The organism is Streptomyces sp. NPDC003035, assembly GCF_042888285.1.
GTDB lineage: Bacteria > Actinomycetota > Actinomycetes > Streptomycetales > Streptomycetaceae > Streptomyces.
Genome location: NZ_JBIAPJ010000002.1, coordinates 320,318 through 346,896 on the forward strand (window position 1 = coordinate 320,318; position 26,579 = coordinate 346,896).

The 26,579-nt window shown below is 74.2% G+C and carries 23 protein-coding genes; 5 read left to right on the plus strand and 18 right to left on the minus strand.

Features of this window, described 5'->3' with window-relative positions; genetic code table 11:
• Positions 1 to 46: 46 nt before the first annotated feature.
• Complete coding sequence (locus tag ACFYV5_RS07670) at positions 47 to 484, plus strand: MarR family winged helix-turn-helix transcriptional regulator (protein ID WP_389165591.1); 438 nt, start codon at positions 47 to 49, stop codon at positions 482 to 484.
• 76 nt (positions 485 to 560) lie between these two features.
• On the plus strand, positions 561 to 1,862 hold the full coding sequence (locus ACFYV5_RS07675; protein WP_389165593.1) for an activator-dependent family glycosyltransferase: 1,302 nt from the start codon (positions 561 to 563) through the stop codon (positions 1,860 to 1,862).
• Positions 1,863 to 1,904: 42 nt separating this feature from the next.
• On the opposite strand, the gene rfbD is transcribed toward ACFYV5_RS07675, so the two are convergent.
• Both rfbD and rfbB read right to left on the minus strand, forming a co-directional pair.
• Positions 1,905 to 2,756, minus strand: a complete 852-nt coding sequence (gene rfbD, locus ACFYV5_RS07680; RefSeq protein ID WP_355107687.1) for a dTDP-4-dehydrorhamnose reductase — start codon at positions 2,754 to 2,756, stop codon at positions 1,905 to 1,907.
• A complete protein-coding gene (rfbB, locus tag ACFYV5_RS07685) occupies positions 2,753 to 3,748 on the minus strand; it encodes a dTDP-glucose 4,6-dehydratase (protein WP_355107689.1) in 996 nt (331 codons plus the stop codon). The genes rfbD and rfbB overlap by 4 nt, the downstream gene beginning before the upstream one ends.
• Before the next feature lie 144 nt (positions 3,749 to 3,892).
• Between rfbB and ACFYV5_RS07690 the strand changes: the two genes are divergently transcribed.
• Positions 3,893 to 4,195: a muconolactone Delta-isomerase family protein gene (locus tag ACFYV5_RS07690; protein ID WP_093798937.1), complete on the plus strand. Its 303-nt coding sequence runs from the start codon at positions 3,893 to 3,895 to the stop codon at positions 4,193 to 4,195.
• 9 nt (positions 4,196 to 4,204) lie between these two features.
• Here the strand turns inward: ACFYV5_RS07690 and ACFYV5_RS07695 are convergent, their stop codons facing one another.
• The 6 genes from ACFYV5_RS07695 to ACFYV5_RS07720 form a co-directional block, all read right to left on the minus strand.
• Positions 4,205 to 5,173 carry an SRPBCC family protein gene (locus ACFYV5_RS07695; RefSeq protein ID WP_355107691.1) on the minus strand — a complete coding sequence of 323 codons (969 nt, stop codon included), beginning with the start codon at positions 5,171 to 5,173 and terminating at the stop codon, positions 4,205 to 4,207.
• Positions 5,170 to 6,459 (minus strand): activator-dependent family glycosyltransferase, encoded by a 1,290-nt coding sequence (locus tag ACFYV5_RS07700; protein ID WP_389165598.1) that lies wholly within the window; start codon positions 6,457 to 6,459, stop codon positions 5,170 to 5,172. The genes ACFYV5_RS07695 and ACFYV5_RS07700 overlap by 4 nt, the downstream gene beginning before the upstream one ends.
• Positions 6,456 to 7,460, minus strand: coding sequence for a hypothetical protein (locus ACFYV5_RS07705; RefSeq protein ID WP_389165601.1), 1,005 nt, complete (start codon positions 7,458 to 7,460; stop codon positions 6,456 to 6,458). Before ACFYV5_RS07705 ends, ACFYV5_RS07700 begins: the two co-directional genes overlap by 4 nt.
• Positions 7,457 to 8,266, minus strand: a complete 810-nt coding sequence (locus ACFYV5_RS07710; RefSeq protein ID WP_355107697.1) for a phytanoyl-CoA dioxygenase family protein — start codon at positions 8,264 to 8,266, stop codon at positions 7,457 to 7,459. Before ACFYV5_RS07710 ends, ACFYV5_RS07705 begins: the two co-directional genes overlap by 4 nt.
• A gap of 33 nt (positions 8,267 to 8,299) precedes the next feature.
• A complete protein-coding gene (locus ACFYV5_RS07715; protein ID WP_389165604.1) occupies positions 8,300 to 9,451 on the minus strand; it encodes a nucleotide disphospho-sugar-binding domain-containing protein in 1,152 nt (383 codons plus the stop codon).
• Positions 9,452 to 9,542: 91 nt separating this feature from the next.
• Positions 9,543 to 10,256 carry a class I SAM-dependent methyltransferase gene (locus ACFYV5_RS07720; protein WP_389165607.1) on the minus strand — a complete coding sequence of 238 codons (714 nt, stop codon included), beginning with the start codon at positions 10,254 to 10,256 and terminating at the stop codon, positions 9,543 to 9,545.
• 202 nt (positions 10,257 to 10,458) lie between these two features.
• Between ACFYV5_RS07720 and ACFYV5_RS07725 the strand changes: the two genes are divergently transcribed.
• A complete protein-coding gene (locus ACFYV5_RS07725) occupies positions 10,459 to 11,598 on the plus strand; it encodes an aromatic ring-hydroxylating dioxygenase subunit alpha (protein ID WP_389165609.1) in 1,140 nt (379 codons plus the stop codon).
• 261 nt (positions 11,599 to 11,859) lie between these two features.
• Here ACFYV5_RS07725 and ACFYV5_RS07730 read toward each other — a convergent pair whose 3' ends face one another.
• Together ACFYV5_RS07730 and ACFYV5_RS07735 are read right to left on the minus strand one after the other, a co-directional pair.
• On the minus strand, positions 11,860 to 14,754 hold the full coding sequence (locus ACFYV5_RS07730; protein ID WP_389165611.1) for an AAA family ATPase: 2,895 nt from the start codon (positions 14,752 to 14,754) through the stop codon (positions 11,860 to 11,862).
• Positions 14,755 to 14,812: 58 nt separating this feature from the next.
• On the minus strand, positions 14,813 to 15,472 hold the full coding sequence (locus ACFYV5_RS07735; protein ID WP_355107709.1) for a TetR/AcrR family transcriptional regulator: 660 nt from the start codon (positions 15,470 to 15,472) through the stop codon (positions 14,813 to 14,815).
• Between the two features lie 71 nt (positions 15,473 to 15,543).
• On the opposite strand from ACFYV5_RS07735, the gene ACFYV5_RS07740 reads away from it, so the two are divergent.
• Positions 15,544 to 17,040, plus strand: a complete 1,497-nt coding sequence (locus tag ACFYV5_RS07740; RefSeq protein WP_389165613.1) for an MFS transporter — start codon at positions 15,544 to 15,546, stop codon at positions 17,038 to 17,040.
• Between the two features lie 84 nt (positions 17,041 to 17,124).
• Here the strand turns inward: ACFYV5_RS07740 and ACFYV5_RS07745 are convergent, their stop codons facing one another.
• The 8 genes from ACFYV5_RS07745 to ribA form a co-directional block, all read right to left on the minus strand.
• Complete coding sequence (locus ACFYV5_RS07745) at positions 17,125 to 17,874, minus strand: class I SAM-dependent methyltransferase (RefSeq protein WP_389165616.1); 750 nt, start codon at positions 17,872 to 17,874, stop codon at positions 17,125 to 17,127.
• Between the two features lie 16 nt (positions 17,875 to 17,890).
• On the minus strand, positions 17,891 to 19,171 hold the full coding sequence (locus ACFYV5_RS07750; RefSeq protein WP_389165618.1) for a flavodoxin family protein: 1,281 nt from the start codon (positions 19,169 to 19,171) through the stop codon (positions 17,891 to 17,893).
• Positions 19,168 to 20,241, minus strand: a complete 1,074-nt coding sequence (gene ribD, locus ACFYV5_RS07755) for a bifunctional diaminohydroxyphosphoribosylaminopyrimidine deaminase/5-amino-6-(5-phosphoribosylamino)uracil reductase RibD (protein ID WP_389165621.1) — start codon at positions 20,239 to 20,241, stop codon at positions 19,168 to 19,170. Before ribD ends, ACFYV5_RS07750 begins: the two co-directional genes overlap by 4 nt.
• A 605-nt stretch (positions 20,242 to 20,846) precedes the next feature.
• Positions 20,847 to 21,851 (minus strand): formylglycine-generating enzyme family protein, encoded by a 1,005-nt coding sequence (locus tag ACFYV5_RS07760; RefSeq protein ID WP_389165624.1) that lies wholly within the window; start codon positions 21,849 to 21,851, stop codon positions 20,847 to 20,849.
• Entirely contained in the window at positions 21,848 to 23,377 is a 1,530-nt protein-coding gene (locus ACFYV5_RS07765; RefSeq protein WP_389165626.1) for an SGNH/GDSL hydrolase family protein, read from the minus strand. Before ACFYV5_RS07765 ends, ACFYV5_RS07760 begins: the two co-directional genes overlap by 4 nt.
• On the minus strand, positions 23,374 to 24,075 hold the full coding sequence (locus ACFYV5_RS07770; RefSeq protein WP_389165629.1) for an SAM-dependent methyltransferase: 702 nt from the start codon (positions 24,073 to 24,075) through the stop codon (positions 23,374 to 23,376). The genes ACFYV5_RS07765 and ACFYV5_RS07770 overlap by 4 nt, the downstream gene beginning before the upstream one ends.
• Before the next feature lie 134 nt (positions 24,076 to 24,209).
• Positions 24,210 to 25,895, minus strand: a complete 1,686-nt coding sequence (locus tag ACFYV5_RS07775) for a WD40 repeat domain-containing protein (protein ID WP_389165632.1) — start codon at positions 25,893 to 25,895, stop codon at positions 24,210 to 24,212.
• Complete coding sequence (gene ribA, locus ACFYV5_RS07780) at positions 25,892 to 26,560, minus strand: GTP cyclohydrolase II (RefSeq protein WP_389165635.1); 669 nt, start codon at positions 26,558 to 26,560, stop codon at positions 25,892 to 25,894. The genes ACFYV5_RS07775 and ribA overlap by 4 nt, the downstream gene beginning before the upstream one ends.
• Positions 26,561 to 26,579: the final 19 nt, after the last annotated feature.

Below are 26,579 nucleotides of genomic sequence, written 5' to 3' on the forward strand. Positions count from 1 at the left end.
CGGACGGAGAAGATCACGGTCTCCGCACGGTCGAGGTGAATCCCTGGTGAGGACACACATCCCCTATCTCTTAGCCGTGGCGAGCACGGTGGCGACGCGTCGGGTCGACGAGCGGCTGACCGACTACGACCTGACGGTGCGTCAATACGGCCTGCTCACCCAGCTCTCGCTGGAGCCCGAGCTGACGATGGCGGAACTGGCCCGCCAGCTCGGCATCGCCCGGCAGTCGGTGCACCAACTGGTCAACGAGCTCGTGGAGGCGGGCCATGTGCGCCGCCGCCCCGGCGCCGACGACCGCTCGCGCCGGCTGGAGATCACCGACACGGCGCAGTATCTGCTGACCCGGATCGACGGGCCGCTGGAGCGGGTGGAGGCGGAGCTGCTCGGCGATCTCAGCCCGGAGGAGGCCGAGACCCTGCGGCGGCTCCTCCAGCGCGTCCTGGCGCACGCCACCGACGACGAGGCCTGGCTGCCCGCCCGCTGACAGCGGCTCGACGCCCCCGACGGGGCACCAACGAGAGTCGAGGCCCGGTCGAGACCCGGCCCCTAGCCTCGCCGCCATGCGTGTGCTGTTTGTGACCCTGGCCGCCCGTCCCCACTTCTATGTCCAGGTGCCGCTGGCCTGGGCCCTGCGCGCCGCCGGCCACGAGGTGCGCGTCGCCAGTCAGCCCGATCTGCTGGACGCCATCACCGCGGCCGGGCTGCCCGCGACCCCGGTGGGGCCCCCGCTGGCCCAGGACGAGTCCGTGGAGGAGCTGCGGCGTCGGCAGGAGAAGGCGGCCGAGCGGCTGACGGAGCCGCCCGACGCCCAGGAGCTGATGCGGATGGCGGAGGACCGGCCCGAGCGGCTGACCCCCGACTTCCTGGACGGCCTCTTCACGGTGATGACCTCGGCCATCTTCCAGAACTTCGCGGCCGAGGAGACCGTGGACGACCTGGTGGCGCTGACCCGTCGGTGGCGGCCCGACCTGGTCGTCTGGGACACGCTCATGATGGGCGGGTCGATCGCCGCCCAGGCCTGCGGGGCGGCGCACGCGCGTCTCCTCTACGGGCTCGACCTGGTGGGCACCATGCGGGAGCGGCACCTGGTGTCGCTCGCCGCGCGGCCCGAGGAGCTGCGCGAGGACCCACTCGCCGAGTGGCTGGAGTGGACAGCGGCCCGGTACGGCGGCGGGTTCAGCGAGGATCTGGTGACCGGCCAGTGGACCGTCGACCCCACCCCTGCCTCGCTGCGTCCGCCCACGGAGCTGCCGTGGGTCCCCGTCCGGCACGTCCCGTACAACGGGCGGGCGGTGCTGCCGGAGTGGCTGCGCGAGCCGCCCGCCCGGCGCCGGGTCTGCCTCACCCTCGGCCTCTCCTTCCGCGAGGTGATGGGCGGTGACCAGGCGTCCGTGCCGGCCCTCCTGGAGGCGCTGGGCGAGCTGGACGCGGAGGTGGTGGCGACCCTGGACGGCGGGCAGCTGGCCAAGGTCGGCCGCGTGCCCGACAACGTACGGGCGGTGGACTTCGTGCCGTTGGACGCGCTGCTGCCGTCGTGCTCGGCGATCGTGCACCAGGGCGGGTTCGGTACCTCGCAGAACGCGCTGGTGCACGGCGTCCCGCAGGTCGTCGTCCCCAACGACCTGTGGGACATCCACCCTCGGGCGGAGCTGATCGAGCGGTCGGGGGCGGGAGTGCGGCCTTCGGAGGCCGGTCCGCTCACCCCGGAGGAGCTGCGCGAGCTGGTGACGCGGGTGCTGGACGAGCCGTCGTTCGCGCGGAACGCGGCGCGGTTGCGGGAGGAGGTCCGGGCCATGCCCACGCCCGCCGAGCTGGTTCCGGTGCTGGAGGAGCTGACCGCGCGTCACCGGTCGGCCGGCTGAACCGGCGACGTACCGGTCGGGCGCGCCGGTCGGATGTGGCGGTCAGATGTGGCGGTCCAGGGCTTCGGCCAGGGCCTCGCGCCAGGGTCGCGGCGCCGGGATGCCGGCCTCACGCCAGCGGTCGTGTCCGAGGACGGTGTACGTGGGCCGGGGGGCCCGCCCGCCGAAGGAGGCGCCGGGGACCGGCCGCACCCGGTCGGGGTCGGCACCGACGAGCCGGAACACCTCGCGCGCCAGCTCGTACCAGGTGGCCCGGCCCGCGTTGGTGGCGTGGAAGATCCCGCGCGCCCCCGGGGCGTGTCCGAGGGCGAGCAGGAGCCGCGCCACGTCCGCCGCCCACGTCGGCTGCCCCACCTGGTCGGCCACGACGTCCACGGGGCCGCCGGCCCGCGCCCTCTCGGTCATGGCGCGGACGAAGCTGGGTCCGTGTGCCCCGTGGAGCCAGGCGGTGCGGACCACCGCGCCACGGTCCGGCAGCAGGCCGAGGACGGCCCGCTCGCCCGCCCGCTTGCTCCGCCCGTAGGCGTTGCGGGGGGCCGTGGGGTGGTCCTCGGCGTACGGGGACCTGGCATCGCCGGAGAAGACGTAGTCGGTGGAGAGGTGCAGCAGGCGGGTGCCGTGGCGGGCGCAGAGGGCGGCCAGGTGCCGGGGGCCGTCCCCGTTGACGCGGAGGGCCCGGTCCTCGTCGGTCTCGGCGGCCTCCACGGCCGTGTAGGCGGCGCAGTTGACCAGGAGGTCGGGGCGGTGCCGGGCGAAGACCTCGGCGACCGCACCCGGGTCGGTGATGTCCAGCGCGCGCCGGTCGAGGCCGACCGCGTCCGCGCCCTCGGCCGCCAGGGCCTTCGTGACCTCGTGGCCGAGGAGCCCGCCCGCGCCGGTGACCAGCCACCTCATCGCGGGGTCCGGTCCGGGGTGGCCGCCGGGCCGCGCAGCCGGCGTTTGAGCGGCTCCCACCAGTCCCGGTTGTCGCGGTACCAGGCGACGGTGGCGGCGAGGCCGTCGGCGAAGGCGTACCGGGGACGGTAGCCCAGTTCGGCGCGGGCCTTGCCGTCGTCCAGGGCGTAGCGCAGGTCGTGGCCCTTGCGGTCGGGCACGCGCCGGACCCGGCTCCAGTCGGCCCCGCAGGCGTCGAGGAGCAGCCCGGTCAGTTCACGGTTGGTCAGTTCGGTGCCGCCGCCGAGGTGGTAGACCTCGCCCGCGCGGCCACGGGTGCGGACCAGGTCGACTCCGGCACAGTGGTCCTCGACGTGCACCCACTCACGTACGTTCGTGCCTTCGCCGTAGAGCGGGACCGGCTCGCCGTCCAGCAGGTTGGTGACGAAGAGCGGGATCAGTTTCTCAGGGAACTGGCGGGGCCCGTAGTTGTTGGAGCAGCGGGTGACGCGGACGTCGAGGCCGTGGGTGCGGTGCTGGGCCAGGGCCAGCACGTCGGAGGCGGCCTTGGAGGCCGCGTAGGGGGAGTTGGGGCTCAGCGGGCTGTCCTCGGTCCAGGCGCCCTCGTCGACGGAGCCGTAGACCTCGTCGGTGGAGACATGGACGAAGGGGCCGACGCCGTGGCGGAGGGCCGCGTCGAGGAGTGTCTGGGTGCCGAGCACGTTGGTACGGACGAAGGGCTCCGCTCCCTCGATGGAGCGGTCCACGTGCGATTCCGCGGCGAAGTGCACCACCTGGTCGGCCTCGGCCATCAGGCGGTCGACCAGCGCGGGGTCGCAGATGTCCCCGTGGACGAACTCCAGTCGGGGGTGGGACGCGTCGAGGTTGTCGAGGGTGCTCGCGTAGGTGAGCCGGTCCAGCACGGTGACGCGGACGGCCGGATCGTCGGACAGCAGTTTGCGGACGTAGGCCGAGCCGATGAAGCCGGCCGCTCCGGTGACCAGGAGATTCACGGGGTCAAGGCTGCCCCGCCCCGTTCGAGCATCCGACGAGGGCCCCTGGTCACGGCCGGCCGGCCGCTCCACCCGTCGTCGACGCGTCGGTGACCGGTTCGACCGAGACTCGGGCGCGTCGAGACCCCGAGCGTTGGAGGAACGATGGCGCTGTTCGCCGTCCTTGCGACCCAGTCCCCGACCGGAATCCCCGCCGACGAGTTCCGGCGCCGGCTGCCCGAAGGCTTCGCGTACATCACCGGGCTGGTCGACAAGGGAGTGATCCGGCACAACTGGATCCGGGTCGGCGCCTCCGGCGGCCTGCTGATCTACGAGGTCGACTCGCACGAGGAGTTGAACAGCCTGCTGTACGGGAACCCGCTGAGCCCGCACCTCCGTTTCGAGGTGATCCCCCTGGCGGAGCTCGGCGGCTTCGACCCCAGGGCCTTCGAGAAGCCGGCTGCCTGAGGCAGCTCGTCAGTCGGTCACCAGCGCCCGGGCGAGGCCGCGGTAGAAGGCCATCACCCCGGGTTCCTTCGGGGAGAGATGGCCGCGCTCGGCGAAACGGGAGCCGACCACTCGCTGGACCGCCTCCATGCCGAGCCGGTCCTCCCGGTTGACCACCGCGGCGCCCTCCTCGTTCTGCTCGCGGAGCGCGTCGCGGTCCTGGCCGTCGAGCGCCGAGGGGTGCATGAGCACGCCGCCCCGGACCTCGATCCGGTCGACGGTCAGCGGGATCATGGTGATCCAGACGACCGAGTCGCCGAAGGCCGCGAGGCTGCCGCAGGGGAAGACCGCGCAGTTGTACATGGTGGCGCGCTGTTCGTCGGAGAGCGGCAGCGCCGTGGCCGCGAGCGGTTCGCGGAAGGGGCTCAGGAGCCGGGTCACCCAGCGGGATTCGGCGCGCACCTCCATTGCTCCGCCCGGTGGGGTGATGAGTGCCACGGTGGTGGGGTGGAGGCCCATGGCGTGGTAGTTCTCGTGGGCGTTCTGGACCGCGATCTTCCAGTTGCAGTGCCATTCCTCGGTCCAGCCGGCGATCCGCGTCATCTCCGGCAGCCGGTACGCGTCGAGTTCCTCGCCGATCCGCCGCAGGTGCGGGGCCAACGGCTCGGCGGACGCGTCGGGGTTGACGAAGACGAACCCCCGCCACTCCTCCACCGCCGGGGCCGGCCGGTGCGGGCCGAGGGCGGACCGGCCCCGCAGGGTCCCGTCCTCGGCCCGGGTCACGGTGACGGGCCGGCCGGCCGGCGCGAGGGTCACGGACGCGCCCGGCGCGGCGAGATCGTCGACATGGGCGGCAAGGAGCCACGACCGTCCGAAGACCCGTTCCCGTTCCGCCTCCCACAGCTCCGGCGAGGTGAAGGCCGCAGGGGGCACGCTCAGCTCGGGGGCGTCGTCGTCCAGGTACCGCCCCAGCTCCGCCATGATCTCCGCGAGCCTCATGCTCCTCGCCGTTCCTTTCCGTACCGGGCCGTCAGCCGCTCGATCTCGGCGACGGCCTCGTTGGGTGTCGGCATCTCCTCGGTCTCCCGCCGCAGCCGCCGCGCGTGCTCGGCGAACGACGGATCCTCCAGCACGCGCGCGACCTTCTCGCGGAAGCGCTCGGGGGTGAACTCGCGCAGCGGGAGCGCGAGGAGGTTGCCCTGCTTCTCGTACGCCGCGCCCATCGACTCGGTGACCCACTCCCATCCCGTGAGGAGGAGCTGGGGCACGCCGTGGAACTCGGCCGTGGCCTTGGTCTGGTAGCCGCCGTGGTGCACGACCGCCGCGCAGGTCGGCAGCAGGTCGTGCATCGGGACGTGGTCCACCACGCGCACGGTGTCCGGGAGCGGCGGCAGATGGGCGCGCTGCCGTTCGGAGAGCGCGGCGACGACCTCCACGTCCATCCCGGCGAGGGCGTCCAGCATGCCGACGAGGATCGTGTCGAGGTCCCACAGGTCGTAGCCGCTGTCGATGCTCACCCCGAGAGTGAGGCAGACCCGGGGCCGGGCCGGCGGCTCACGGAGCCAGGCCGGCACGACCGACCGCCCGTTGTACGGGATGTAGCGGGCGGGGACGGTCGGCACGCCCACGACTTCGCGGAGACTCGCCGGGCGGGTGTCGACGGTCCACTGGCCCGTGAGCACGGATTCGTCGAACCGGACGCCGGCGCCGAGGCGTTCCAGGGTCCAGTCCAGCCATTCCGCCGTGGGGTCCTCGCGGTGTTCGGGCGGCTGCTCGGCGGCGAGCCGCAGGAAGGTCCGCCGGGTACCGAGCTGCATGGCCAGTTCCGGTCCGGAGACCAGGCGGGCGTGGGCCGCGCCGACGGCGAGCGCCGTGATCGGACCGGCCAGACAGAGCGTCTCCCAGATGACCAGGTCGGGCCGCCAGTGGCGGGCGAAGGCCACCAGCTCGTCGATCATCGTGTCCGAGTTCAGGCGGGAGTTGAGGGCGGGGACGATGACGCTCTCGTAGCCGAGCTGCTCCTCCCAGGTCTCCTCGTGCTCCGGGTCCCGGTCCTGGTCGGCGGTGCCGAAGTGGGCGATGCCCTCCCGGTGGAACTCCCCGAGACCCTCGTACCACGGCGGACTCTCGATCGGGACGGCGGTGATCCCGGTCCGGGTGACGGTCTCCACCACGCCGGGGACGCAGGCGGCGCGCACCTCGTGGCCGGCGGTCCGCAGTGCCCAGGCCAGCGGGGCGAGCAGCTGGAAGTGGCTGCCTTCCAGCGACGTGAACAGGACCCTCATCGCTCTGCTCCTCTCCTCGTCGTCGGCGCGGCCGTCACCCGTACGGGGATCCGGGCCGGGCCACGGGTCAGCGGTGCCCGGGGCCTGCGCACCGCGGGGGCGGTGGGGCGGAGTTCGGCGGTCCGGTCCCGCAGTGCCGCGAGCACGGCCTCGGCCAGGGCGCGGTGGAACGGGGCCAGGGCGCGGTGGGCGGGCACCGCCTCCGCTCCGGTCCCGCCGTCGAGCAGGACCGCGATCCGCTCCCCAGAGGCGACGCGGGCCCCGGCGAGCTCCAGGTCGGCGCTCGCCTCAAGGGCGGCGATCCACGTGGGCGGTTCCGCGCGCAGGACCTCCTCGACCGTCGGCCCGACCTCGTGCACCGGCAGGGGGGACCGGGCCGCCAGGGCGGTGCGGGCGACGAGGTCGGCGCCGGTGCGGGCGGCGATCGCGACCGTCGCCGGGCCCGTCGCGCCGGGGGCGACGTCGAGGAGGGAGCGCAGCGTGTCGAGGGCCGGGGCCAGGCGCCGGGCGGTGTCGAGGCGCTGCGGGCACACCACCGCGTCCTGGACCGTCCCGCAGGCCGCGACGGCCTCGGCGAACCGGCCGCGCTCGGGCTCGGGGATCGCGCACACCTCGGCGAGCGCGCCCGTCGCCAGGGGCTCGGCCAAGTCGGCGACGAGATCGAACTCCGGTCCCGCCGCGTCGAGCAGCCGGGCGCACAGGGGGCCGACGTCCGGGGCGTCCACGGCGGTGACACCGGCCTCCCCCGGCAGCGCCGGGACGTGTGCGACGGCGGGATGGGCGAGCAGGGCCGCGACGGTGGCCGGGTCGGCGGTGACCCAGGGGCCCGGCCCCGAGCGCCACAGCCGCCCGGCGGCCCGAACGCGGGCGCGCAGCGGGCCCGGGTCGTCGTCGATGTCGCAGAGCAGGGCGGCGTACGGGTCGCCCTTGAGCCGGTGGAGCCAGAGCGTCCCGTACTCCCGCTGCAGCCGCTCCCCCAGCTCCGCGAGGGCCGTGGTCACGGGGTGGTGCCGGGGTCGGCGGCGATCAGGGGGAAGTCGTCCCCGTCCACGGGCGCGCCCGGTGTCAGGTGGGCCACCGGATGGTCCTGTACCCCGGGCCGGTAGGTGGCGTCGGAGTCCATGTAGACGGACGCGAAGGCGAGCCGACGCTCGCCGTCGGTGTTGACCCCGGCCATGTGCACGGTGCGGAAATCGTGGAGGACCACGTCGCCCGCGCGCATCGGGACGGAGACCCGGGGGCTGAACGGGTACGCGGGCCAGACCTCCTCCATCGGCCGGTAGTCCTGGAAGTCGGCCAGGTGGACCTGACGGTGTTCGGGCGCGCGCCGGTGCGAACCGGGGACGTAGATCAGACAGCCCCGGTCGACGGGCACGTCGACCAGGGGGATCCACGCGGTCAGCGTCCGGGTCAGGCCCGCGAGCGGCAGTCCCGGTTCGTCGTCGTGGACGACGGTGGGCAGGTGGACATGGGGGTCCTTCTTGAGCACGTCGGTGCCGTAGAGCCGCAGCGGCCCGCCGGCCAGTCCTTCGGCGATCCGGGTGACCACGGGGTGCAGGGCGAGGCGGCGCAGCTCGGGATGCTTGCGCCAGGCCGCCTCGACGTAGTGGACCTGGGTCTCGTCATCGGAGGCACCCCAGGTCGCGGGGCCCTCCTTGGCCAGGAGTTCCTCGGCGGCGGCCCGGAAGCCTGCCACCTCGTCGGCGGAGAGCACCGACCGGAGGTGGACGAATCCCTGGTCGCGGTAGCGGCGGAGGGTCTCCTCGGTGGGCAGGCCGCTCTCGGTCAGATCTGCGGATGTCAGCATGTGATCGTCTTCCTCGCTCGTGTGGGAGGGCTTTCACCCGATGGATGCGACGAGTCGGCCGACCGTCTCGGCCGGGGTGGGCATCGCGAGCAGTTCCTCCTTGACCTGCCGGGCGTTCACGCGCAGCCGCACGTCGTCGAGCAGCGTCCGGCACTCGGCGGCGCCGAGAGTCCCGGGCTCCGCCACGATCCCGATGCCGCGGGCGGGCAGCAGGTCCGCGCCGGTCTGCTGGTAGGAGCCGCGCGGGATGACGCACTGCGGGAGGCCGGCGGCGGCGGCCGTCAGCATGGTTCCGCTGCCGCCGTGGTGGATGATCGCGTCGCAGCCGTCCAGGAGGAGGTCGAGCGGGGCCCAGTCGACCAGGCGGACGTTGGGCGGGACATCTTTGAGCAGCTCGGGGTCGCCACCGCCGAGGGTCAGGACGAACTCGGCGTCCAGGCCCCTGGCCGCCTCCATGAGCGGACCGAGGATCGCGATGCCGCCCCATTGGGCCTCGATGGTGCCGAGGGTGACGGCGATGCGCGGCCCGCGTGCGGGTTCCCTCAGCCAGTCGGGCAGGACGGCCCCGCCGTTGTAGGGCACGTGGCGCAGCGGCCGGGCCTCGGGGGTGCGGCGGTCCTCGGGGAGCAGGGCGGTGAGGCTCGGCGGGAGGGTGGTGAGGGGCAGGGTGGCCGGGGGTTCGTCGGTGACACCGTGACGGGCCCAGTGGGGTTCCATGCCGGCCCGTAGCAAGGTGCGCAGGCGGGCACCGCTGTCGTACGAGCCGAGACGGGGCTCGATCAGCGGGACGCGCAGCGCGGCGGCGAGGAGCCGGCCGGCGCCCTGGAGGGGCGGTGCGACGACCAGGTCGGGGGCCCAGTCGCGGGCCGCCGCCAGCGCACCGTCCACCATGACGCCGGACACCCTGGCGAAGAGCGTGGCCAGTTCGGCGTCCTCTGGGTCCTCGGCGAACATCGGGTGGTCGGCCGTGCCGTCGGCCGCCCCGGGCTCCTGCGGCATGTACACGGGCAGGTAGTCCAGGCCGGGGGTGACGTCCACGACGTCGAAGCCCGCCTCGGCAGCGGCCAGGCTGAGCCCACCCGTGGCGTACCGGACGCGGTGGCCGGCCGCGCGGAAGGCCTGAGCGAGGGGGATGGTCGGGAAGAGGTGGCCGAGGCCCGGAGAGGTCACGAACAGGACGCGCATGCTGCCCCCAGCCAAGAGTCGTCGGACGGGTCGTCAAGGGGTCCGGAGCGCCGCGGCGACGGCCCCGTCCCGTGGCCCTGCGGTACGGGTCTCACGGGGCGACCCCGAGGAAGAGGCCCCGGCCGGAGTGCGGGCCGGGGACGTACTCGACGGCGAGGCCGGCCGCGCGGAACGCGGTCTCGTAGGCTTCGCGGGTGAACAGGGAGATGTGGTGGGTCTCGGTGAAGTGCCGGGCGCCGTCCCGGGCGTCGGCCACCACGTAGTGGACCTCCATCCGGGACGCGGTCCCCTCGCGGGCAGAGTGCGAGACCCGGGCCACCGTCCGGCCCGCCGCGGTCGTCACGTCCGCCGACACATGTCCGTCGAGGTAGGTCTCGGGGAACCACCAGGGATCCACCGCCACCACCCCCTTCGCGTTCAGGTGGCGGGCGAACGCGGCCAGGACCGCGTGGAGTTCGTCCTCGGTGGTCGCGTAGCCGATGGAGCCGAACATGCAGGTGACCACGTCGAACCGGCCGTCGAGGTCGAAGGCGCGCATGTCGCCGACGTGGACGGGGACGTCCGGCAGCGCGCGGCGCGCGGCCTGGACCATCGGCTCGGACAGTTCGAGCCCCGCGACGCGGTCGAAGAGTTCGGCGAAGTGGCGCAGATGTGCTCCGGTGCCGCAGGCGACGTCGAGCAGGGAGCTCGCGTCCGGCCGCAGCCGACGCACGCGACGGGTCAACTCCCGTGCCTCGGCTCCGTAGTCCTTGCCGCGGCTCTCGTGGATCAGATCGTGGATCTCGGTGAGGTCAGCGCCGTACATGGACGGATCGTCGGAAGGCCGGCTGGAGAAACCGCCCAGGACGGGTGGAGGCGGTGCGGTGCCTGCTCGATCGGGCGGCGACCGTTTCCCCAGCGCGCGCGGTCACCGTCGGCCGGACGGGATCGCGGTCACCGTCGGCCGGACGGGATCGAAGAGGGACCGAGCCGGACCTGCGCGGGACCCGGACGAAGGGAGGGCCGACGTGGACGTCGGGGAGATCGTGGCGGAGCTGGAGCGCTATCTGGGGCCGGACGCGGAGGCGTTGAGCCTGCCGCCGGCGGCCTTCACCTCACCGGAGTTGTGGGAGGCGGAGCGGGAGCGGGTGTTCGGGCGTTCCTGGGTGCTCGTGGCCCACGCGGACGAGCTCGCGGAGTCCGGGGCGTACGTGGCGCTCTCGGTGGCGGGCGAGCCGGTCGTGGTCGTCCGGGGCGAGGACGGGGTGCTGCGCGGGCTGTCGCCGGTGTGCCGGCACCGGTTGATGCCGGTGGTGGAGGAGGGTTCGGGTCGCACGGACGTGTTCACCTGTCCGTACCACCTGTGGCGGTACGGCCTGGACGGCCGTCTGGTCGGCGCCACCCACATGAAGCGGAATCCGGCCTTCGATCCGGCCACGTGCCGGCTGCCCCGGTTCGCGGTGGAGGAGTGGCGGGGGTTCGTCTTCGTGAACCTCGACGCCTCGGCCGAGCCACTGGGGCCGCACCTGCGGCGGATCGACGAGGACCTGGCCAACTACCGGCTGCCGGAGCTGACCCAGGTCGCCGGGTGGACCGAGGAATGGCACTGCAACTGGAAGATCGCCGTCGAGAACGCGCACGAGAACTACCACGTCATGGGCTTCCACCCGGAGACCCTCCAGCCGACCACACCGGGCGGTGCGGAGACGACCGTCCGCGCGGACTCGCCGTGGGCCGACAGCATGCGGGTCCGGTACTCGACGCCGCTGGAGCCGGTGATCCTGGACCTCACGGAGGAGGAGCGGGCCCATCTGTACGGCTTCTTCGTCTTCCCCTCGGGCAGCCTGGCCGCCTCGGGCGACATGGTGATCTGGCTCAGCCTGATCCCGTCGGCGATCGACCGCACCCTGGTCCGGGGCGGGGTGTTGATGCCCTCGGCCATGATCGAGGGCCAGGACCGCGAGGCCGTCCGCAAGGAGGCCGAAGCCTACGCCGCCGTGATCAACGGCGAGGACCGGCGCGGCCTGCAGGCGGTCCAGCGCGGAGCCGGCTCGCGCTTCGCCGAGCGGGGCCACCTCTCCCCCAAGGAACCCGGTGTGCTCCTCTTCTACCGCTCCCTGGCCCGCGCGTTGATCCGCGACGACGCCGACTGGCCCGGCGAACTCTGAACGAGCGGACCTGGAAGCCCGCCCTCGCCGCCGGCGTGCTCAAGGTCGTGGGCGAGAAGGTCCGGCACTACGGCGGGCGGGTCCGCAGGTACCCCGTCTTCGAGCTGTCCCGCTCGGTCATGTTCCACGTCTGCGGCACACCTACGCCGGCGTGCGGCTGGAGGCCGGGGAGTCCGTCGTCAGCCCAAGGTGAAGGACAAGGAGACCGCGCGCGGCGGGCTCGCGGTGAACATCATCGAGTGCTGAGGTTGAGGCCCCGGCTCAGGCACAGGACCGGGTCGAGGCGGTGGCCGGTGCGCGGCGCTGGGCGGGTGGCGGGGGCGCGGGCGTGTCGTCCTGGATCATTCCGTTCAGCTCGCGCCGGTCCGAGATCGACAGTTTCCGGTACGCCCTGCTCAGGTGGATCTCCACGGTGCGACGCGTGACGTACAACCGGTTCGCGATCTCCTGGTTGGTCAGTCCACCGGCGGCGAGCAGGGCGGTACGGCGTTCGGCCGGGGTGAGCGAGGCGGGTCCGGTCTCGCGGTCCCGGCGCGGCCGGGCGCCCGTCTCGATCAGATCCTGACGCAGTTCGCGGACGAGCGCCGTCGCCCCGCACTTCTCGGCCAGGGCCATGGCCGCGCGCAGTTGCTCCCGGGCCTTCCGGACCTTGCGGGTGCGCATGGAGGCGCGGCCGAGGTCGCCCAGGGTCAGGGCCTCCGTGAGCGCCGCGCCGGACTCCCGGAGGATCCCGGCCGCCTCGGCGAGGAGCGTGACCCGTCGGTCGCCGCCGGCCAGCAGGCCGAGGGCGCGGAGGGCGGCCCCGACGGCGTGCGGGGCGCCCCAGGCGCGGGCCAGGTCCAGCTCCTCGCGGGCGAGGCGGTCCGCGGTGGCAACGTTGCCGAGGCGGCTGTGGGCGAGGGCGGCCTCGGAGCGCCAGGGGTACACGACGGAGTCCGCCCAGCCGCGCAGCCGCAGCTGGCGGCCGCACTCCTCCAGGTCCGCCAGGCCCGCCCTGGCGTGTCCCACCGCGAGGTGCAGCCGGCCGCGCTGGAACAGCAGGCCCGGCAGGGTGATCCCGGGCGGGCAGCTCGGGAGCCCGTCGTCGAGGAGGACCCGCTGGGCCTGTTCGAGGTCGCCGGACTCGAGGAGGGCCGCCCCCAGCCAGCAGCGGGCGTGGGCGGACCCCAGCCACTCGCGGCCGGGCACGACCGGGTTGTGTTCCAGCGCCTCGTACGCCGCCTCGGCGGACTCCTGGAGGCGGCCCATCCGGAACGCGCACTCGGCGAGCGCGGCCCGGGCCAGGGCGGCCACGGTGTGCGAGCCCTCGGCCGTCGCCTGGGCGAGCAGGGCCCGGCAGGTCTCCCGCGCTTCCTCGTGTTCCCCGGCGCGTGCCAGGACGAGGAGGAGGGCGATCCGCAGCGCGGCGTCCTCGTTGACGGTCCCGACCGGTTCGCTGAGCGCCAGGCGGGCCAGCGAGACGGCCTCCTCCCGCCGCCTGCCCCGCCACTGGGCGTGCAGGGCGGGCACCGCCGCCTCGGCTCGCCGGACCCAGGGGGTACGGGCGACCTCGGCGAGCGCCGCCCGGGACGCCGGCGGCCCGGGCCGGGTGCTCCGGCCGTCCATCAGGCGCAGGAGCTCCAGCAGGGCACGCGTGCCGGTACGTAACTCCTTCTCCGCGTCCTGCCGTTCGAGGGCGGCGACCTCGGTCTCCATGATGCGCAGGGCTTCGGGGATGTCACCGGTCAGCACGACGGCCTGGACGAGGTCGGCGAGCGCGGCGGACCGCCGGTCGCCGACCTGGGGTATGAGGTCGAGCGTGCAGCGCAGCCGGGGCACGGCCGCGTCGAGGTCGTCGGCGAGCTCGACATGGCCGAGCCGCCGCAGCAGCTCCGGTTCGCGTTCCGCCCCGCACTCCTCCATGCCGCGTTCCAGGCAGGCCCGGGCCTCCTTCAGGGCTCCGGCGGCGAGGGCGGCGTCGGCCGCGTCGACGAGGATCTGGCAGGCCCAGGGCGCGCAGACGGGGTCGGAGCGCAGGAGGTGGGCGGTGATCTCCTCGCGCGGGGCGGCCGCGGCATGGAGCGCCTTGGCCGCCTCCGCGTGGAGACGCGCCCGTTCGCTGGGCGGCATGGCGGCGAGGAACGAGGTGCGGACCATGGGACGGCTGAAGGTGACGCCTTCCTCGGTCGCCTCCAGCACGCCGGAGCGGACGAGGGTGTGGAGGGCGTCGGCGGTCTCCCCGGGGTCGAGACCGGCCAGTTCGGCGACGAGTTCGGCGGAGTGTGCCCGGCTCAGGATCGCGACGGTGCCGAGGGCCCGGCCGATGCCCGGGAACCAGCTCTCGAAGCGGGCGACGAACGTCTCCGCCACCTCCGCCGACCCCAGTTCGGCGATCCGCTCGGCGGACAGCTCCCCCGGGCCGACGCCGCTGCGCTGCAACTCCCGCAGCAGGGCCTGGACCAGCAGCGGATTGCCGCCCGTGCTCGCGTGGCAGGCGCGGGCGAGGCCGGTGTCCATCGGTACGCCGAAGGAGGACGACAGCAGGTAGCCGACGGCGTCGACGTTCAGTCCGCGCAGCACCACGCGACGGTGGAACTCGGCGGCGACCCCGGCCACCGAGGTCGTGTCGGGCCCCTGCGGCTCCTCGTCGCCCGGTTCCGTGTGGTCCCGCGCCAGGGTGCCGAGCAGCGCGACCGGGAGCCCTTCGAGGCGGGCCATGAGGTGACCGAGCCAGTGGAGCGACCGGGCGTCCGTCCACTGCAGGTCGTCGACGACGAGCAGCAGGGGCTTACGGGTGGCGTGTGCGGTGAGGAGGCGGTGCAGCCGGGCCGCGGCGGCCTCGGGCGTGGCGGGCTCGGGCGTGGCGGGTTCGGGCGTGGCGGCCGAGGTCACCGCGGACGACTCGGGCGGTCGGTTTTTCTCGGGGCCCTCGTGGGCGCCCAGGAGCTGGTCGCGCACCTGATGCCACACCCCGTACGGAAGTGTTCGTTCCGCCTGCCGGGCCCGGGCCGACACCACCTCGAAACCCCTGGCCCGGGCCGTCCTCAGGGCGGCCCGCGCCAGATAGGACTTTCCGCTGCCGATGCCACCCTCCATGAGGAGGCTGGCGCCCATTCCGCCGGCCGCCGCGGCCAGCGCCTCTTCCAGGGCGGACACTTCGCCATCTCGACTGAGCACAGCAACTCCCTTTTCGCCCCAGGGTTTCGTTGTCGCTCGTGGTGCGTGAAGGTGCGATTCAGACGCCGTCCGGCCCCCGGTGCCGGCTTCGCCACCGGTCGGTGGCCACTCCGGAGAGCACGACCTCGACCACGTCCTCGGCCAGGGCCGCGGTGACCGGCAGGTGCCCGAACAGCGCCCGGTAGTAGGTGGTGGAGGCCAGCATGTCCAGGAGCAGGTCGATGTCCGCGTCCCGGCGGATGTCCCCGCGCTGGATCCCGCGCCGCAGCGCCTCGGCCGTCGACGCCCGGCGCACATGGAAGAACTTCTCCAGGAACTCCGACTCCAGCTCCGGGTCGTCGGCCAGGTCCGCGACCAGGGCGGGCAGGACCCGCCGTCCGACGGTGTGGGTGAACGCCTGGCTGAGCGTGCCGATGCCGGCGATGAGGTCGCAGTGCGTGCAACCGGTGTCCGGGGTGGGGGTGGTGCCGATCGCCGCGGCGAGCGTGTCCACCACGAGGTGCTGCCGTGACCGCCAGCGGCGGCGCAGGGCCGGCTTGCTGGTACCGGCCCGCGCGGCGACCGCTTCCAGGGTCAGTTTCCCGTAGCCCGCCTCGTTGAGGATCTCCATCACCGCGCTGGGCACGGCGACGTCGATACGGCTGTCGCGGGGCCGCCCGGTGCGCTGCCCGCCAGGGGTCCGCACGTCGGTCTCGGCGGCGTTCGGGGTGTTCACCATGGCGCCAGTATAGGTATGCTCACCACCGTTCCGTTCCGGCACGAAACGAAAATGGCTCAAGGAGTGACTCCATGTCTCACGGTGTCGACGAAGTGGCCGAGGGGTCGAGCGGATCGGGCGGGTCACCGGGCCCAGCCGCCGCCACGCGGGCCGAGCCCGCGGAGAGCGTCTTCGCGGGGCCCTACCGGGCGCTCACGCTGGGCGTGATCCTGTCGGTCAGCATGGTCGCGTTCGAATCGCTCGGGGTGGCCACCGTGCTGCCCGACATCGCACGGAAGCTGGACGGCCTCGGCGCGTACGGCTGGGGCCTGTCCGCGCTCATGCTCGCCAACATCATCGGTACGGTGCTCGGCGGCCGGTCCGCCGACCGGAACGGCCCCTGGCGGCCGATGGCCGTGGGCCTGGCCGTCTTCGCCGTGGGCTGCGCGGTGGCGGGCGCGGCCACCTCCTGGCCCCTGTTCCTCCTCGGCCGGTTCACCCAGGGACTGGGCGTGGGCGCCGTCATGGCCATGGCGTACACGGTGATCGGCCTGGCCTACCCGGAGCATCTGCGGGCGCGCATGTTCGCCCTGCTGTCCTCCGCGTGGACCATCCCCTCGCTGATCGGCCCCGTCGTCGCCGGCACGCTGTCGGACCTCACCGACTGGCGCGCGGTCTTCCTGCTCATGCTCCCGCTCATCGTGATCGCGGCGGTCCTGACCCTCCCCGGCCTGCGCCGGCTGGACCGCTCCCGCGACACGGCGGGCGCGGCGGGCACGCCGGACCCTGGGGCCCCCGCCGCCGCGGCCCTGCCCTGGTGGAAGAGCCCCCTGACCGGCGCCGTCCTGCTCACCGTGGGCACCGGCCTGCTGCTGCAGGCGCTGCTGCTCGAGAACATCGCCCTGCTCGTCGTCCTCGCCCTGGTGGGCGTGGCCATCGCCGTACCGGCGCTGCGCCAGGTGACGCCCGAGGGCACCCTGAGCGCCCGGGCCGGCCTCGGTGCGGGCGTCGTGATCCGCGGTCTGCTCTGCGGTGTCTACTTCGGCAGCGAGGCGTTCCTGCCGCTCGGCCTGCAGGAACTGCGCGGTTCGAGCGCCACCGAGGCGGGTCTCGGTCTGTCCGCGGGTGCGATCACCTGGGTGCTGGGGTCCGCGTGGCAGGCGAAGCGGGACGGCCGGAGCCAGGGCGGCCGCACCACCGGCGTCGCGCTCGGCTTCGCCGTGCTGCTGGCCGGCGTGGCCGTCATGGCCCTCGCCATCCTCACCGAGTCGGTCCCCGCCTGGATCGCCGTACTGGGCTGGGCGATCGGCGGCCTCGGCATGGGCGTCGCGTTCAACGCCGCCACCACCGACACCCTGGAGCAGACGCCGGCCGAGCGGCAGGGCGAGGTCAGCAGCGCGCTCCAGCTCGCCCAGACCCTCGCCACGGCCCTGATCGCCGGGCTCGGCGGTGCGGCGATCGCGATCGCGCAGCACTACGACTCCACCACCCGTACCGCGCTGTTCGGCGTCTTCGCCCTCACCGCCGCCCTCGCGCTGCTCGGCATCCTCCTCTCCCGGCGGCTTCGCCCCACGGCCGCGGTGAAGTGACCGTCGGTCACCTGATCGCCGGCCATACGAAGGGGGCTCCGCGGTGATCCGCGGAGCCCCCTCATGCGTGGCCGACGATGTCCGTCAGGCGCGGCAACGCAGCATCACCAGCGGCGGATTGGCGAGAAAGTCCGCCCAGTACGGCTCACCCAGGGCCCGGGCGCCCTCGGCGGGCACCTCCAGCGGCACCCACGTCACCTCGGCGAAACCCGCGGCCCGAAGGCTCTCTTCGTACACCTCGCGGCGCGGGTAGTTCGTGACGAACTCGACCGGCGGGTCGAGCAGCGCCGTGATGCGTACGCGCGGCCCGGTCGCCCCCTCCCCCACCGGCACGTAGAGGAAGCCGTACTTGCCGGTGGACGGCCCGTCGAACCGGAAGTCGGGCGCCTGGGTCAGGACGAGGAACTCGCCGCCCGGCACCAGGCTCCGGTGCACGCCACGGCACATGCGCTCCATGGCGGCCCCGTCATCGGCGTAGTTGAGCAGGTATACCGCGGTCGCCACGTCGAAGGGGCGCTCGGGGACCGGGAGTTCGGCGGCGTCACCGACGGTGTAGCGCACGCCCAGCGGACTGTGCTCCTCGATGCGCCGGGCGGCGGCCACCATCTCGCCCGAGATGTCGACCCCGAGCACGTCCGCGGCGCCGAGGCGCTTGATCTGCCGGGTGTAGAAGCCCGTGCCGCACGCCAGGTCGAGCACGGACCTGCCGCGGACGTCACCGAGCAGCCGCAGAAAACTGGCCCGCTCGGGGTAGCGCGCCAGGGGCAGCGCCTTGAACCCCTCGTACGTCTCCCCGATCTCGTCGTACTGCAGTGCATCGCGCTGCGCACTCACCTCGTCGACCTCCTCGTCATGCGATCACCCTGGTGTTCTCGATGCTTTCGGTGCTTGGGATGCTTTCGGTGCTCGCGTCCGTGGCACGGCGCAGCAGGTCGCCGCTCAGCGCCGCGCGCCGCCCCTGGTGCCGGGCGGCCTCGCGGACGGCCGGCGTCGGCACGTCGCCCGCCGTCAGCGGGTGCGAGGTGCCGTACGGATTCCCGCCCGCCGTGAACACCGCCGGGTCGGTGTAGCCGGGTGGCACCACCACCGCCCCGCTGTGGAGCAGGACATGGTGGAAGGCGAGCAGCGCCGACTCGCTGCCGGCGTGCGGGCGCGCGGTCGCGACGAAGCCGCTCGCGGGCTTGCCGGACAGCGGGCCGGGGCCGGCGGCCGGCTCCAGCGACTGGAGGAACTCCAGCAACGGCGGGGCCATGGCGCCCACGCGCGCCGGCCCGCCGAACACCACCGCGTCCGCCCAGGCCACGTCCGCGGGCGTGGCGAGCGCCGCCGGGGGCCCGTTCCACCCGGCCGCTTCCGCACGCGCCGGCCCGCTGGTGCCGACGACCCGCCGCAACCGGACCCGCGCCCCCACGGAGCGGGCACCCGCCGCGCACTCCTGCGCCAGCAGGCGGGCGGGCCCGCTGTCGGCGCAGTGCACGACGGTCACCTTGACCGGGCCCGGGACGGTGGGCGCGGCGGGCGCCGGACGCGCCCGCGCCGTCAGCTCGGCGAGCCGGTGGCCCAGCGCCCGGGCGGCCTCCTGCTCGGCCGCGCCGACGGCGGTCGCGATGCCGGTTCCGGTCCCGGCCCCGTCGGTGCCGCGCGGCCGGGGCTCCACCGACACGCCGTACGGATTGCCGCCGGCCGAGCGGAACACCGGGTCCGCCGGATCGGCCCCGACCACCCAGGAGCCCCAGTGGTACGCGGTCTGATGGAGCGACAGCAGCGTCGCCTCCCGGCCGCCGTGCGTGCAGGTGGAGGCCGTCATCCCGGTCACCAGCCGGTCCGCGAGCAGTCCCTTCCGCCACAGCGGGCTGGTCGTCTCCAGGAACCGCTTGAAGGAGGCGGACACGTTGCCGAAGTACGTGGGCGTCGCGAGGACCAGGCCGTCCGCCCACAGCACGTCGTCGGGCCCCGCGAGGGGCTCCGGCCACCGGCCGTTCTCGTTCACGCCCTCGTCCGCGCCCTCGTCCGCGACCCTCAGCACCCGTACGCGGGCTCCGCCGGCCCGCGCGCCCTCGGCCGCCGCCAGCGCGAGGGCGCGCATCGTCCCCCGGCGGCTGTGGTAGACGACCGCGACCCGGGGCCTCACACCGGCTCCCCGGGCAGCGGCCGGGCACGCAGCACGAGCCGTACGTCCTCACCGACTCGGCTCACCTCGTCGAGGCGCAGCCGGAGCGCGTCATCGAGTGTCCGGATCCCGAGGTCGTCCAGGACCGGGCGGCCTCCGGCGCCGAGCAGCAGCGGCGCCACATAGGCGACGACCCGGTCGAGGAGGCCGGCGGCGGCGAAGGCCGCGGCCAGCCGGGCGCCGCCCTCGAGCAGCACCGAGCGCACGCCCCGCTCGTACAGTTCGCCGGTCAGGGCCCGGATGTCGAGATCGCCGTCCACGACGGGCACTTCCAGCACCTCGTGCCGTCGCGGCAGCCGGGGCCGCGGGGCGCCTCGGCCGATGACGACCATCGTGGGGGCGGCGTCGTCGAGCACGCGCGCGTGGGACGGGACGGCGCCGGCCCGGTCCAGCACCACGCGCAGCGGTGGCCGGCCGGACACCGCGTGCCGCAGACCGAGGTGCGGGTCATCGGCACGCAGGGTCCCCGAGCCGACCAGTACGGCGTCGTGCGCGGCGCGCAGGGCGTGCACGTCCTCCCGCGCCCGCTGTCCGGTGATCCACCGGGAGGTCCCGTCGGGCGCCGCCGACCGGCCGTCGAGGCTGCCGCCGAACTTCCACGTCACACACGGCCGGGCGGCGCGAACGGCGGTGAGCCACAGCTCGTTGCCACGCTCGGCCTCCGCGCGCAGGACCTCCGGGACCACCTCCACACCGGCCTCGCGCAGCCGCCGGGCACCGCCCGCGGCGTGCGGGTTCGGATCCGGCACCGCGTAGACGACCCGGGCGACGCCCGCGCGCAGCAGCGCGTCCGCGCACGGTCCGGTACGGCCCTGGTGCGCGCAGGGCTCCAGCGTGACGACGGCGGTCGCCCCCCGCGCCCGGGCTCCCGCGACGGCGAGGGCTTCGACCTCCGCGTGCGGCTGTCCGGCTCCCCGGTGGAACCCCTCACCCACCGGGGACCCGTCCGGCCCGAGCAGGACGCACCCGACGACGGGGTTGGGACTGGTCCGGCCCAACGCGGCGGCGGCGAGCCCGATCGCCCGAAGCATGGCGACTTCCTCGACGGGACGCACAGAGGGGGCCGGGGCGGCCGACGAGGCCGGTGGGTTCGGCGCGGCCTGCGCCGCCGGCGCGGCTGGCGCGCTCGGCGCGGCTGGCACGGCCGGTGCGGTCAGGGCGGCATGCGCCCCCGGCGCGGTCGGTGCGTTCGGCGCGCCCGGCGCGGCTGGCGCCGCCGGTGCGGCCGGTGCAGCCGGTGCGGCCGGTGCAGCCAGGGCGGCCGGCGTGCCCGGCGCGTCCTGCGCTGCCGGTGCGGCCTGCACCCCCGACACGGTCGGTGCGCTCGGCGTGCCCGGCGCCGCCAGTGCGGCCGGTGCAGCCGGTGTGGCCTGCGTCTGCGACGTGCCTGGTGCGACCGGTGCGGCCAGGGCGACCGGTGCCGCCGGCATGTCCGGTGCGGCCGGTGCCACCGGTGCAGCCGGTGCAGCCGGTGCAGCCGGTGCAGCCTGCGTCCCTGGCGCGGTCGGTGTGTTCGGCCCGCCCGGCGCCGCCGGCGCGCCCGGTGCGGCCTGCGGCCCCTGCGCGGTCGGTGCAGGCTGCGTCTTCGGCGCGTCCGGCGCCTCCTTCGCCCCCGGTGCCGCCGGGATGCCCGCCGTCACGGGGTCTCCGCGAGCCGGAAGCCCATGGCGTAGATGTCCCGCTCGTACCAGCCGTGCCTCCGGCGGCAGCGGGCGAGGTCGCCGAAGCGGGTGAAACTGCCGCCCCGGGCGATGCGATAGGCACCACGCGTGCGCGCGAGGTCGTCGGCGACGTCCGTACCGCCGGGGTACGGGCGGTAGTCGTCCGCCGTGTACTCCTCCACGTTGCCCGCCATGTCGTGCACGCCGAACGGCGAGCACCCGCCGGGATACACCCCGATCGGGGTGGTGGTCAGCGGGCCGTGCTCCACCGTGTTGGCGCGGTCGTCGGCGAGCTCCTCCCCCCAGGGGAACTCCCGGCCGTCGCCGCCGGAGGCCGCGTACTCCCACTCGGCCTCCGTGGGCAGCCGGAACGCCCGGCCCGTACGGTGCGCGAGCCAGGCCGCGTACGCGTCGGCGGCCTCGGGCGGAACGGTCCACACCGGGTGGTTGCCGAGCGTCTCCGGATAGACCCCGAACCGCCAGGACGTGGGCAGCCACATGCTGCCGGTGTCCTCCAGGAAGCGGCGGTACTCGGCGTTGGTCACCGGGTGGAGCGCGATTCGGAAGGCCGCGATGTCCGTCTCGTACGAGGGGCACTCCTTGGCGATCCACTCCTCCTCCACCCCCGCGTGCCGCCAGCGGGCGGTGACCGGCCCGACGGACTCCGGATCGAGGCCGAGCCGGACCCGGGCGCCCGGGACGGCGGCCATCGGGGGATCGTCGGGCCGGATGCGCGGGTCCCCGACGAGGCCGAGGACGGTGCCGGCGGCGTACCGCCGGGAGAAGGGCCGGCCGGGGTCCTCCGCGATCGAGACCAGGGTCACGGCGGGGGCGCCGAGCAGGTCGGGATGGGCCTGCAGGGCCCAGGGGCCCGTGCGGGCGGTGAAGGAGTCCGGCAGGCCCATCGCCGCCCGGTCGGAGAGGGTGTTGGGGTTGGCCATGACCGCCGCCGGAGCGGCGGGAGACGTACTGCTGGTCATGGAAGCCTCCGGTCGGTCGTGCGAGCGCGGTCCGTGATCGCAGCACGGGCTGCGGCTCGGGCGGCGCGGTGAGTGGCCCCACCAGGAACCGCCGCTCGGGCAGGATCTGTGGTCGCGGCGCGGTGCGTGGCCCCGCCACGAACCGCCGCCCGGGCAGGGGCCGCGGCGCGGCACCCGGCGCCAGTGCGGTCCGCGGCTCGGCCGGAATCCGCGGCCCCGGCGCGCTCACCGGTCCCCGCCAGTCCCGCCGTGGGCACCGCCTCGGCCAGGGCGCGGTAGCCCGCGTCGTTGAGGTGGATGTGGTCGCCGCTGTCGTACGCGGCCCGTACGCGCCGGGGGTCGGCGGGGTCGCGGACCGCCGCGTCGAAGTCCACGACCGCGTCGAAGCCCGGTGCCGTGCGCAGCGCCGTGTTGAGTTCCGCGCGGGCGCGCTCGGCGTCCTCGGTCCAGAACGGCGAGTCCTTGAACGGCGTCAAGGTGCCCACCAGCACACGGATGCCCCGTTCACGCAGGCGCTGCGCCATCGTACGCAGCCCGTTCAGGACCTCGTCCGCGCTCGCGTACGGCGCCAACTGGAGGTCGTTGACGCCCTCGTACAGCACCACGGTCCGCACCCCCGCCTGGGCGAGCGCGTCCCGATCGAGCCGCCCCAGGGCGCTGGTGCCCCGCTGCGGCCGGTCCGTCTCGGTGCCGTCGCGCAGCACGCGGTTGCCGCCGATGCCCTTGTTGAGCACGCCCAGGCCGCCGGTCGCCGGATCGGCGGCGAGGCGGCGCGCCAGGGCGTCGGTCCAGCGGCCGTTGCCGTCCATGGTGGAACCCACACCGTCGGTCTGCGAGTCGCCGATCGCGACCACCGCGCCGCGCGCCCGCGTTCCGCGCGCGTCCGCCCCGCGCACGTCCACGCCCGTGAGGAAGAACCACGAGGTCTCGGTACGGCGGAACGCGGTCCCGGTCGGGTCGGCGGTGTGGTCACCCGGTTCGGAGACATGGCTGCGCTGCTGTGCCAGCCAGTGCCAGGTGGTGGGTCCGGTCGGTTCCGGGAGATGGATGCTGACCAGCAGGTCCGCCCCGGCGGGCACGTCGAAGTCGACCGGGTCGCTGAACGTCTCCGCCCCCGCGGGCAGGGTCGTCCGTGCCGCGCCGCCGTCGTAGGTGACCTCCCGGGCGCTGCCGGGTACGACCGCCGCCGGGGAACCCGGCAGCGGCAGCGCGACGGTCGTCCGGCCCAGGGTCAACGGCCGTGTGCCGTACGCGTGGGACAGCCGCAGCCGCAGGTGGTCGCCGCCGATCGAGGTGCGCACGACCATGCGTACGGTCCGGTCGTCCAGACCGTCCCGGGAGATGCCGTCGCGCGCGGCGGGCGCCGGAGCCGTACCCCAGGATCCGACCCAGCCGGACCCCTCGGCCCGAGGTGACACGGCGGCGGGAGAGGCGGCAGAGACCGCGGAGACGGCAGAGGCCGGCGAGACCGCGAGCAGCCCCGCCGCGCAGACCGCTGCCGCCAGTACGACGACGCACCGCTTCATCGCGGATCGCCGTCCGCCGTGCGTCGGAAGGTGCCCAGCAGATAGGTGAGCCCCGCCGTGCCACGCGGCACCCGGCGCACCTCCACCGGCTCGAACCCGTGGGCGGTGACGAGGCGGTGGAGCTCGTCGGGGGTGAACTCGCGGTAGAGACGCTTGCCGGCGTTGACGTAGAGGCCGCCCGCGTCGCCCGCGGCCTGGAAGACGGAGACGGTGAACAGGCCGCCGGGCACCAGCAGTTCACGGACGCGGCGCAGATAGCGGGGGTAGCTGTCCGGGTGCTGGTGGTGCAGGCAGCCGTTGTCGAGCACGGCGTGGTACTCCGCCGTGCCTTCCAGCTCCGTCAGGGGAGTCACGAGGAAGCGGGCCCGGCCGGGCCGGCGAGCCGCGAGGGCCTCCCACTCGGGGGAGGCGACGAGGTCGATACCGGTGACCCGGTGTCCGTCGGCCAGCAGGATCTCGGCGTCGCGGCCATGGCCGGTGCCGATGTCGAGGATGTGCGCGTCCTCGGTGGCGCCGAGCGCGCTCGACAGCAGGCGCGGCGCCTCCCGCATCGCCTGCTCGCCGGTCCACAGGTCGCGCCCGGTGGCGTAGTGGTCCTGGAAGTCGGAGTGGAGCACGGCCGCGTACGCCGTCTCGTCCAGCTGCGGTGTCCGTGCGGGGGTGATCGTGTAGCGGTCGGCTATGGGATGGCTGTCCATGGGGTGCGGAGTCCTCTCGTAGAGGAGGGGGAGAAGGGAGAAGTCCCGGAAGGGTGCGGCCGATGGGCCGTGGCACGCCGCCGGGGGAGGCGGGGTCTCCCACCTCCCCCGGCGCCGTACGGCACGACGGCGGCTCAGCCCCCGATCGTGTACACCTGACCGTCGTAGGACGCGGCGGCGAAGACCTTGCGGCCCGCGTCGTACGCGAGCGCCGAGATGCCCGCCGTGGTGGGCCGGACCACCTCGGTCCAGCCGCGCTCCACCCGGTCGTAGACCGCGACCCGGCCGTTGTAGCTGCCCGTCGCCACGAACCTGCCGTCGTCGGACGCCGCGACGCACTTGATGGAGTGGGTGTGCGGCGTCGGCAGGACCTCGGCGTGCCGCTCGGGGTTCCACAGCCGCAGCTTCAGGTCGCGGCTCACGCTCGCGAACCAGCCGTCCTCCAGGCCCGCGCAGCCGTTGGCGATCTTGTCGTGGGCGTCCTCGACGGTGGCGACCTTCTCCAGGGTGGAGATCCGGTACCAGGTGGCCGAGGCGTCGGCCGCCACGGAGAAGACGAAGTCTCCGGAGACGGCGACGCCTTTGACCGCGTTCACGTGCAGGGGGAGGTCCGCGACGTGCTCCACGCGGTCCGTGCCCCGAAGCCTCAGCAGCAGCCCCTCGCCGGTGTACGCCCCCACGACCGCGTACCGCTCGCCGTCGCGCTCGAAGGTGGCGCCGCAGTTGAGGGGTGAGCGGTGCTGGTACAGCTCGCGCCCCGTGAGCGCGTCGAAGACCTTGCCGAGCTGGCCGCCGGAGAGCACCACGCCGCCCAGCGGCGTGAGGAAGTTGCACAGGCTGCCGGTCTCGGCCACCGGGGCGCCGTCCCGGCGCACCACTCCGGCGTCACCGACCGTCAGGGGGCCGTCGGGGCCGGGAAGTACGGCGTTGACCCCACCGGTGGGCGGTACCTCGGCGGTGTCCCAGACCCGTTCCTCGTAGTCGTAGCCCCGGTAACCGGCCCCGAAGGTGGCGAAGACCAGGCGTGAGCTTCCGGCGAACGCGCAGGAGCGGGGCCAGACGTCGTCGGGCAGGGCGCTGGTGTCGCGCAGCTCGGGCCGGCCGGAGGAGACGTCCCACAGCCGCATGGTCCGGTCGTAGCTGAGGCTGACCAGGAGGTGGCGGGAGTCGTCGAGCACGAGGCGCTTGATGCCGGCGTCGTGGGCGGGCACGTCCTTCTGCCCGGTCGGTCCGACGACCACGATCCGGCCCTCGTCGTTGCCGGCGAAGATGGTGCCACCGGACGAGATGGCGATGGTGTCCGTCTCGACCCCGCCCATGTCGAGGTTGGCGATCACGGCGCCGGTCTCCAGGGACCAGCGTTTGATGGTGCCGTCGTCGCTGGAGGAGATCACCTCGTCGGCGTCGCGGCTCCATTCCACGGAGATGACGTCGGCGGTGTGGCCGGCGAAGAGGGCGACGAGACGCCCGGTGAAGTCGTACACCCGCACCCTGTGGTCGCGGGAGGCGGTGGCGACCAGTTCCTTCGACGGGTGGAAGACGGACATCTCCACGTCGTCCTCCTGCTCGGCGAAGACCGCGACCAGGCGCAGGTCGGGCACGGTCCACAGGCGGGCCGTGTAGTCGCTGGACGACGTGAGCAGGTGGCGGCCGTCGGGCGAGAACGTGCACTGGTTGGCCAGGTGGTCGTGGAAGGAGCGCGCCAGCGCCCGCCCGGTGCGCTGGTCCCAGCAGATGACCTGGTTGTCGTAACCGGCGGTGGCGACGTACGTGTCCCGCCAGGCGGCGATGCCGCTGATGGGGCCCCGGTGCTGGATCATATGGACTCCCCCGCGAGTCGGATGGTGTGCCCGCTCCGTTCGACCTTGGCGCGCAGGTAGTGCCGGTTGCGCTCGGTCTGGAAGATCCCGGTCGGGACCACCTCGTCGATGGCGATGCCGTACGAGGTCAGTTGCGCGGCCTTGTCGGGGTTGTTGGTGTGCAGTCTGATCCGTGTGGCGTCGAGCGCGCGGAGCATCTCGGCGGCGGGGCGGTAGTCGCGGAGGTCGTCGGAGAAGTTCAGCTCGCGGTTGGCCGCGAAGGTGTCGAGGCCGAGCTCGTCCTGGACGCGGTAGGCGTCGAGCTTGTTGTACAGCCCGATGCCCCGGCCTTCCTGGCGCAGATAGAGCAGGATGCCGCCGGACTCGGCGAGCAGCTGCATCGATTCGGCGAGCTGCGGTCCGCAGTCGCAGCGGGCGGACCCGAAGACGTCTCCGGTCAGGCACTCCGAGTGGAGCCGCACCAGCGGAACGTCCGTGGTCGGCGCGAACGTGACGGCGATGTGCTCCTGCCCGTCGCCGAGGTCGGAGAAGGTGACCATCTCGGCGGTCTGCCAGCCTCCGTCGGCCAGCCGCACGGGGACTTCGACACGGGCCCGGGTCCGGCTCGTGGGATTCGTCAGTACGGAGGTCACCGGCGGTTCCGCACCATTGAACGTGTTGCGCACGTGATCGTCCCTCCCGTTG